Source organism: Megasphaera paucivorans, from assembly GCF_900103535.1.
GTDB classification, from domain to species: domain Bacteria; phylum Bacillota; class Negativicutes; order Veillonellales; family Megasphaeraceae; genus Megasphaera_A; species Megasphaera_A paucivorans.
Genome location: NZ_FNHQ01000032.1, coordinates 19,002 through 27,324, shown reverse-complemented (window position 1 = coordinate 27,324; position 8,323 = coordinate 19,002). Strand labels below are relative to the sequence as shown.

The window sequence follows — 8,323 nt, the reverse complement described above, 5'->3', positions numbered from 1 at the left end:
GTTCCGGCATTAGGTTCTGTAAGACCAAAAGCACCCAGTTTCTCACCCTTTGCAAGCGGCGTTAAATATTTTAATTTTTGTTTTTCCGTCCCAAATGTATAAATAGGCCAAGAACACAGCGTCGTATGAACTTCAAAGCTCAATCCCATAGAGGGATCAACTTTAGAAACCTCTTCACATGCCATTGCCATACTTAAAAAATCAGATCCGGCTCCCCCGTATTCTTCCGGATACGGAATACCTAATAATCCTAGTTTCCCCATTCCATTAATTAAGTCTCGGTCAAAAATTTCTTTTTCATCACGATCATGTATCGTCGGTGCTAACTTTTTAGCCGCATAGTCAGCCGCTAATTTAGCAATATCCTTATTCATCTCACTCATTGTAAAATCCATTACTAATCACTCCTCATCTTATTATAAATAATTCCATAGCATGCACTTTAAAAATTATTTCACTGCGTTTTTATTATCCTCCTCATTTTATAAATTTCTCTATATATGTAATCGTGATAATATTTATACCATATTATGATACATTGTACATTATTATGATATTCTGTTATTATATCATTATTTATTTTTCATTACAAGTTGAAAACCGTAAACTTTCTAAGCGGCTTAAACCATAGACGCTATTATTTTAAATTCATACTTTATAAAGATAAAAAATAAGTATGTTCTAATTACATATGATACATATTAGAATACGTTGAAAAAATTTACATATCGTCTTTTATACTATATATTAGATAAATTGACACAAATGAAGTATAATAATTATAAAAAGGAAAATCATTGTCATTTTAATAACTATTGGGAGGATATCCAATAATGAATAATACCGTTATACAATCGCTCGTCAAAGCAATCCATATATTAGAATGTTTTGAAGATGAAAAAGAATTAGGTGTAACAGAAATCAGCCGTAAAGCCAATTTAAATAAAAGTACAACTTTTAATATTATTACTACACTGGAAGCACATGGATTTCTCGAGCAAAATGAAAGTAATTCAAAATACAAATTGGGTATTGAACTATTTAGATTAGGGACTAAAGTAAATACTAATTTAAGAAAAATTGCTTTTCCTTATTTAGATGAATTGGTATCTCAATTTAAAGAAACCGTAAATTTTGTATTAAGAGACGGTGATAATGTAGTGTATATGGACAAAGTCGAAAGTCCACATTCTATGCGGATTAGTACAAATGTAGGAACGCGGCTACCTCTTCATATTACTGCCGTAGGAAAGGCAATTCTTTCCGGTCTTCCTGAAGAAGAGTTATTATCTATAATAAACAGGCTGAAATTTATTAAATACACAGATTATACATTATGTAATAAAAACGACTTAATGCAATACATAAAAAAAGTAAAAGCATTCGGATACGCAGAGGATTTTGAAGAACTTGAAATAGGATTAACCTGTGTAGCTGCTCCCATATTTAATTTTGATGGAAGGGCCTATGCTGCTATTAGTATATCCGGACCTACTCCCAGAATGAATGCTGAGATTAGAGAAAAAATGGGAAAAGCTTTAGTTGAAGCTACCCAGCAAATTTCAAAAAAGATTGGCTACAAAGCGTGATCAGTATAAAACATTTTCCATATTTTTATTTGCTCAGAGTAATCTAATTTATATTCTCTTACATAACAGATGAACAGAATAAAGCGCCCATAATGATTCGATGCTTTCTTTATCAATCGGTCAAGTAAAATATAATATATTTTTACGGTTGTCTCATGGATAGCCGTTTTTTTATACCGCTTTTTAGTTTTTACACTATTCATGCGTCATCATATCGATATTTCTGGCAGTTATTCATAATCGCATCAAAAAATATCATTACAAATGTAAGGCATCGGCCTTAACAATAGATAACGTCTTTTCTTTATGTACTATGAAAATACCCCTGAATAGGACAACGTATTTATTGTCCTATTCAGGGGTGGAAAATTTTACTCTCTCATTTTTTAATATATTACGCTGCTACATGAATTTATAAGTTATTGTTAATGAATAATTTTGCTTAAAAACTGTTTTGCCCGCTCATTTTTTGGATTCGCAAAAAAGTGTTCCGGTGTATCCGTTTCCAAAACTTTACCATCTGCCATAAAAATAATACGATCTGCAACCTCATAGGAAAATCCCATTTCATGAGTCACACAAACCATGGTAATACCTGTGTGGGCTAATTCCACCATAACATCCAATACTTCCTGAATCATTTCCGGATCAAGTGCGGATGTAGGTTCATCGAAAAGTATAATTTTAGGATGCATGTTTAATGCTCTAGCAATGGCGACTCGCTGCTGCTGACCTCCAGATAATTGCCCTGTTAGAGTCAGGTTAATTTGACCATTTTGGGTCAAACTAAAATCGCCAATTTTAGTCAAATTAAAATGACCAATTAGAGTGACTCCTTTTCAAGCGAACGTTTGAAATACTTTTTAAGTTTATCCAGAAATAACCAACAGCTCAGCATTCTAATTAATTTATAGTGTTGGTCGTTCAGATGACGTCGGTGCTTTTACCCGTGTAGTTTGCAACGAGATTGTTTCCAAATCATTACCACGAAAACTGTTTCCTTTTATAGTAAAAACAGTGGCATCATCAAAAATCCTATCCAATGCGCATAACAGGGCATCGTCTTCGTTAAAGTTGTCTCGCCAGGCAGATGGATTCTTGTTGCTTGTGAAGATAATATTGTAGCTGCCTTCTTTATTGTAACGTCGGTCAATCAAATCAAAGAACAGCCGGGTGTTTTCTTTGTCGAACTCACAATGGCCCACTTCATCAATAATCAAACAAGACGGACGCACCAAACCATTCAATACTCGAGCAGTTTTACCCACCTGTCTGGCTGTAATGAAACGATCACGGAGTTCCGTCATTTTGATGAAATATGTCTTTAATCCATGATGGCAGCATTCATACCCTAGTGCCTGTGCCAAATGTGTTTTACCCGTGCCGGCAGGGCCAATAAAAGCTAGGTTCTTATGCGCATAAATGGCAGATAATGTTTGTAATTTTCTTAAACGGTCTGCATTTTTGCCACGGATGACAGAAAAATCAAAGTTCTCGAACGTCTTAGGATCCTTTAGTGGTAACCGGCTTAACCGTAAAAGAGTGCGAACGGTTGTCTGTTTTTTCTTTTCTTGCAAATGTTCAAGAACAAGTTTAACTGCAGTTGCTGCCTCTTCAGAAAATTCCAATTCTTCTGCTAATGCTGCGAATTCAGCCGAAGAAAAGTCCAACCGTAAGCTACGGCAACTCTGCTCTATGCTTTCAAAAAGGCTATCATTCATCTTCTGTGTCCTCCTTATCGAAATTGAACTTATCAAAAGACAAGGATGACACGGGTTCTGAAAGCATACCGATGTGGCTTTGGATGGGCGCTGTAGGAAACTCTTCTGGTTGCTGGGCAGTAACATACTGGTCTGCACAGAACCTGTCCCGTTTGCTCCACGTTACATGGTGGGTGGTCAAAAGGTGCTGTAAATCAGATGAATAAATGTACAGCACATCATCCTCACGCTTAATTCTGGCAGTTTTTCCGGTATAACTGAAGGGGATACCGAAACGGCGGTTCTCATAGTTAACGAACCCATCAAACGTAATCCGGCGTTCCGGGCAAAGGTAACACTGAACATCCTGTTCATCCGGCAGCACGGATGCTAGTTTACTGCAAAGTCTGTCATGAATTTGTTCAGGCATGCCATCGACAGCAGGATGGTACATGGTATTTTGTTCATTGCACCAATCCAATGCTGCACGATTCAAATCGGTCACGTTCCAAAAGATCCGGCCAATCAGAAAGTTATCTTTAACAAAACGTATCAGTCGTTCCACTTTCCCCTTGGTAAAGGGATGGCGGGGCTTGCACAGTTTGGTCTGAAAACCAATCGTTTTCATAAAAGCTTCATAATCTTTTTGCCAAATAGGTTGTCCTGACCAATCCCGTTTGGTTACCACGCTTTTCATATTGTCCGTCAGGATATACGCAGGTACACCCATGTACCGGAACGCATGAATCATGCCAATGAACAGGTTTTCCTGTTTCGCATTCGGGAAGAACTCAATATACCGCTGACCACAGTGATGGCAGATCATGGCAAAGCAGGCAGCCCGTAATGTTTGACCATAATTAGTGGTGACATTCGTGAATCCCCAATCCATTTGGTAAGCTTCACCGGGTTTAGTGACAAAGCGTCTGCCACGATTTCCCTGCGGCATGATCTGTTGCCGTTTTGCTGGTAGCAAGGACTTATGCTGCGAGATGTAATTCTTTAGGGTAGTTAATCCTCCTGAATAGCCTGAATCGTGCAACCGTTGTAGACAAATAGATGAATTTTTAATTCCTTGCCTAAGAAGGTAATCAAGTTCATCTGTATAACCGCTAAGGATTGTTTTTTGTGCTGTATATCCCTTGCGTCCATGTTCTGTAACTTTGAAATTATTCTTCTTTAATTTTCTGAGCTTAGCACGGGAAATACCCGTTCTTCGTTGCAGTTCAACCAGATTAACTGCTTCGGCTTTAAAATCAATGCCTTGTTCTTCTTTCATTTCATTTAAAGCTTGTGATACAATAATATCCAAGCTATTACATAAAAATTTCTGCATAGGTCTCCTTTTGCTGAGTTGTTGGCCAACACCAGTTTAAAGGATTCACAGAAAATATGTAATGGCTTTTTTAATTTGACTAAAATTGGTCAAATTAATCTGACTCTATGTGGCTAATTTAACCTGACTCTAACACCCCGGATAGACGTTAGCTTTATCGGCCAATCCAACACGATCCAAAAGTTCTATTCCTGTTTTTTCTGCCTGATTTTTCTTAATACCTTGAACCATAACAGGTGCAATTGTAATATTCTCCAATACATTCATATGAGGATACAGATTGAATTGCTGAAATACCATCGCCACCTCTTGTCTAATTTTCTTCAAGGGTGCATTGGGAATTGTCAACTCTTTTCCATCAACAATAACTCTGCCGCTGTCCGGTTTTCCTAACATATTAATGCAACGGATCATCGTACTTTTACCAGACCCGCTGGGACCCAGTACTACTACTTTTTCGCCTTCTTTAATATGTATATTCACATCCTTCAAAACATGGTTTAATCCAAAGGATTTATTTATTTCATTTAATGTAATCATATCTTAACCTCTCTTAAGAATAAGGTACTGGACATCGTCATTATTTTACATTATTAGTCTTAGCTGCCTCTGCTGATAACACCATATAGTCATCAGGCAATCCATATTTTTCCAATATTTTTTTCAATGTGCCGTCTGAACGCATTTTTTCAAGTTCATTATTTACAGCATTCAGCAAATCTTTATCGCCAAAACGAATCGCCGCCCCTATTTTTCCAGAACTTTCCGGTGTGTAGGGAGTCAATATTCTTAAATTAAGCTCAGAATTTTGTTTTATTGTATATGCGGCAACGATTCCATCCGTAATACAAGCATCAATTTTACCCGTATTTACTGCCATCATTAATTCCGACTGGCTGTTGAATATTTTAACATCTTTTACCAGTCCTTCATTTTTCCACTTTTGTGCAAGATCTAAAAATGCAACACCTTTTTGTCCGCCTATGACTTTATCTTTAAGATCATCTTTGCTTTTTATATCTGAGTCCTTCTTTACAACAACCGCTTCTGCCTCTGTATACCAGACATTAGTAAATGCTGCTTTTTGCAACCGTTCCGGCTTAATATACATGGCATCAGTTACCATATCTATAGATCCTTTGTCCAATTCTACCAATAAATTTTCAAAAGGTACATGTTTCATTTCCACCTTCGCTATTCCAAGCCTTTTAGCTATTTCTTGGATAATTTCGGCATCTACCCCCCGAAAATTGATTTGTCTTTGCATCCATATACGCAAAGGGTGCATCATCGGAGGAGCCCACCACCAATACTCCTTTTTGTTTTATTTTTTCTAACGTATTGCTGCTTGAAGCATTTTGCGAAGACGATGTTCCCTTCGTATTTTCAGAACTACACCCCGCCAGTCCGATAGCTGAAATTACAACCATTGTCAATATAAACACTTTTCTTAAATTCATCATTACTCCTCATCCTCTCTTTTTATTTATTAATATTAGACATGGAAAGCTTATATTCGATAAATTTTATACAATGAGACAACGGTACGCTTAATATAAGATATGCAAGTGCCAAATAGGTATATGCTTCAATGGTATAAAATGTTTGGGAAGCATATGTCTGCGTCCGCAGCAAAAGTTCATTAACAGCCACATATGCTAATAACGACGTATCCTTAATCATCATGACAAGATAATTTCCTAAGGATGGAATAATATTGCGAAACGCTTGCGGCAATATTACGAAACGCAATACTTGTATACGGTTCATTCCCTGCGAATAAGCTGCTTCAAATTGACCTCTGTTAATAGATATGATTCCCGCCCGAATAACTTCCGACATATAGCATCCATAATTAATTCCCAATCCTGCAATTCCTGCCGTTAACGGCGTAATTTGAATATCTGTCTTATATCCAAACACCGCGGCAATCAAATCGAGAATCAGTGGAACTACATAATATATATATACTAGTTGAACTAATAATGGCGTTCCTCGTATAATTTCCAAAAACACATATAAAAAAACTTTAATTATTTTACAGCTGAAAAGTCGACCAATAGCAATAAGCATACCTAAAACAATGGCTAAAAAAAAGCCTAAAACAGTTGCTTCAATAACTACTCCTATTCCATCAATCAATGAAGGAATCAGATATTCCCATACCGTTACAAAATGTAAATTCGAAAGCAAATTATCCATAGCACATGTCCTTCCATAAAGATGTATTGAAAAAGCACGTTATATTGAGATTCAACAAAAAAGCACAATGATAACCATAAAAACTACACATCATTGTGCTTTGGATCGCTATTAGAAAGTTATTTTTTTTATAGATTGTTCAAAAATATCCAACCCTGCTTCCAGTTGATCATCCGTAATAACAAGAGGAGCCAAAAAGCGAATGCAATTATTATAAATACCGCAGCTTTCCGTAATCAAACCATGCTGTAAGTTTTCCTGAATAATGTCTGCAACGGCTTCAGGCCAAGGCTTTTTCGATTGCTTATCATAAACAAATTCGATTCCTATCATAGCTCCCAATCCCCGAATATCTCCAACACAGGCATACTTTTGTTTCCATTGTTCATATCGCATTCTCACTTTTGATCCAATTACGTTTGCCCGAGTTGCTAAATGATCTCGTTCCATAATTTCAATCGTTTTTAAAGAAGCTGCACAAGCCAACGCATTGCCGCCAAATGTTCCTCCTATAATTCCATTTGGTACTGACTGCATAATTTCATCCCGGCTTACTACTGCGCCTAAAGGAATACCTGCAGCAATAGATTTAGCTGTCGCAATAATATCCGGTGCACAATTCATTTCCTCCCAATATTGTGATGCAAACATTTTGCCTGTTCTGCACCAACCGGTCTGCACTTCATCTGCAATAAGCAATATACCATTATCGTCACAAATTTTTCGTAATCCCTGAACCCATTCACGTGGTGCCGGAATAAACCCGCCTTCCCCTTGCAGCGGTTCTACTACAACAGCAGCCACACTATCCGCCGGTGCTCCAAAATCAAATGTGTCATAAATTTTATCTATATACCACTGGATGGCCTTATCTTCCGGCATCCCTTCAGGCCGTCTATAAAGATATGGAAATTCCGCACGATATACTCCATCTGGGAAAGGCCCCATCCCTTTCGCATAGGATTTTTTAGCAGTCATGGCCATGGTAAGAAGGGTTCGCCCATGAAAGGCACCCGTAAAAACAATAATATTAGGGCGTTTGGTATATGCCTTTGCTATTTTTACAGCATTTTCATCTGCTTCAGCCCCACTGTTAACAAAATATGTTCTCCTTTTTGTTCCTTTTACAGGTGCAAGTAAATTTATTTTTTCTGCCAAACGAATATATCCTTCATGCGTAATAATATTAGCCATAGCATGAAAATATTTATCCGCTTGTTTTTTTACTGTCTCAACAACCTCAGGTTGACTATAGCCTATGTTTAAAACCCCTACTCCGCCAACCCAATCAACAAATATATTGCCATCCATATCTTCTACCATAGCCCCTTCTCCTCGTTTAATTGCTATGGGATAGACCGTACCAACAGCAGATGGAACAGCCTCTTTTCGACGATTCAACAACATATTTGATAAAGGTCCCGGCACAAATTCTGTAACAATTTTAGGTAATTCATTTCTTAACATATAACATGCCCCCAATAAAAAGGACATAG

General features: G+C 37.2%; 9 protein-coding genes and 1 pseudogene. 1 reads left to right on the top strand and 9 read right to left on the bottom strand.

Annotated elements, in window-relative coordinates:
* Positions 1-395: acyl-CoA dehydrogenase family protein (locus BLR11_RS11615; protein ID WP_176762973.1), on the bottom strand; the 395-nt coding region annotated here is incomplete at its 3' end.
* A 438-nt stretch (positions 396-833) separates the two neighbouring features.
* Between BLR11_RS11615 and BLR11_RS11610 the strand changes: the two genes are divergently transcribed.
* The gene (locus tag BLR11_RS11610) at positions 834-1,589 is read left to right on the top strand and encodes an IclR family transcriptional regulator (protein ID WP_091652257.1); all 756 of its coding nucleotides are present in this window, start codon (positions 834-836) and stop codon (positions 1,587-1,589) included.
* 425 nt (positions 1,590-2,014) lie between these two features.
* Here the strand turns inward: BLR11_RS11610 and BLR11_RS11605 are convergent.
* The 8 genes and pseudogenes from BLR11_RS11605 to BLR11_RS11575 form a co-directional block, all read right to left on the bottom strand.
* Positions 2,015-2,332, bottom strand: a pseudogene (locus tag BLR11_RS11605) (ATP-binding cassette domain-containing protein); the annotation flags it as partial.
* 165 nt (positions 2,333-2,497) lie between these two features.
* Positions 2,498-3,310: an ATP-binding protein gene (locus BLR11_RS11600; RefSeq protein WP_091652254.1), complete on the bottom strand. Its 813-nt coding sequence runs from the start codon at positions 3,308-3,310 to the stop codon at positions 2,498-2,500.
* On the bottom strand, positions 3,303-4,625 hold the full coding sequence (gene istA / locus BLR11_RS11595) for an IS21 family transposase (RefSeq protein WP_091652252.1): 1,323 nt from the start codon (positions 4,623-4,625) through the stop codon (positions 3,303-3,305). Before istA ends, BLR11_RS11600 begins: the two co-directional genes overlap by 8 nt.
* 129 nt (positions 4,626-4,754) lie before the next feature.
* Positions 4,755-5,165, bottom strand: a complete 411-nt coding sequence (locus tag BLR11_RS11590) for an ATP-binding cassette domain-containing protein (RefSeq protein ID WP_091652249.1) — start codon at positions 5,163-5,165, stop codon at positions 4,755-4,757.
* A 40-nt stretch (positions 5,166-5,205) separates the two neighbouring features.
* Positions 5,206-5,892, bottom strand: a complete 687-nt coding sequence (locus BLR11_RS11585; RefSeq protein WP_245675151.1) for a substrate-binding periplasmic protein — start codon at positions 5,890-5,892, stop codon at positions 5,206-5,208.
* A complete protein-coding gene (locus BLR11_RS14375) occupies positions 5,834-6,088 on the bottom strand; it encodes a hypothetical protein (RefSeq protein WP_218118792.1) in 255 nt (84 codons plus the stop codon). Before BLR11_RS14375 ends, BLR11_RS11585 begins: the two co-directional genes overlap by 59 nt.
* A 19-nt stretch (positions 6,089-6,107) precedes the next feature.
* Positions 6,108-6,827, bottom strand: a complete 720-nt coding sequence (locus tag BLR11_RS11580; protein ID WP_091652247.1) for an amino acid ABC transporter permease — start codon at positions 6,825-6,827, stop codon at positions 6,108-6,110.
* 111 nt (positions 6,828-6,938) lie between these two features.
* Positions 6,939-8,294, bottom strand: a complete 1,356-nt coding sequence (locus BLR11_RS11575; RefSeq protein ID WP_091652244.1) for an aspartate aminotransferase family protein — start codon at positions 8,292-8,294, stop codon at positions 6,939-6,941.
* Positions 8,295-8,323: the final 29 nt, after the last annotated feature.

Bases quoted from the DNA above. Each gene is read 5' to 3' on its own strand.
- BLR11_RS11610 (WP_091652257.1), top strand. From the start codon at position 834: ATGAATAATACCGTTATACAATCGCTCGTCAAAGCAATCCATATATTA.
- BLR11_RS11600 (WP_091652254.1), bottom strand. From the start codon at position 3,310: ATGAATGATAGCCTTTTTGAAAGCATAGAGCAGAGTTGCCGTAGCTTA.
- istA (WP_091652252.1), bottom strand. From the start codon at position 4,625: ATGCAGAAATTTTTATGTAATAGCTTGGATATTATTGTATCACAAGCT.
- BLR11_RS11590 (WP_091652249.1), bottom strand. From the start codon at position 5,165: ATGATTACATTAAATGAAATAAATAAATCCTTTGGATTAAACCATGTT.
- BLR11_RS11585 (WP_245675151.1), bottom strand. From the start codon at position 5,892: ATGCAAAGACAAATCAATTTTCGGGGGGTAGATGCCGAAATTATCCAA.
- BLR11_RS14375 (WP_218118792.1), bottom strand. From the start codon at position 6,088: ATGATGAATTTAAGAAAAGTGTTTATATTGACAATGGTTGTAATTTCA.
- BLR11_RS11580 (WP_091652247.1), bottom strand. From the start codon at position 6,827: ATGGATAATTTGCTTTCGAATTTACATTTTGTAACGGTATGGGAATAT.
- BLR11_RS11575 (WP_091652244.1), bottom strand. From the start codon at position 8,294: ATGTTAAGAAATGAATTACCTAAAATTGTTACAGAATTTGTGCCGGGA.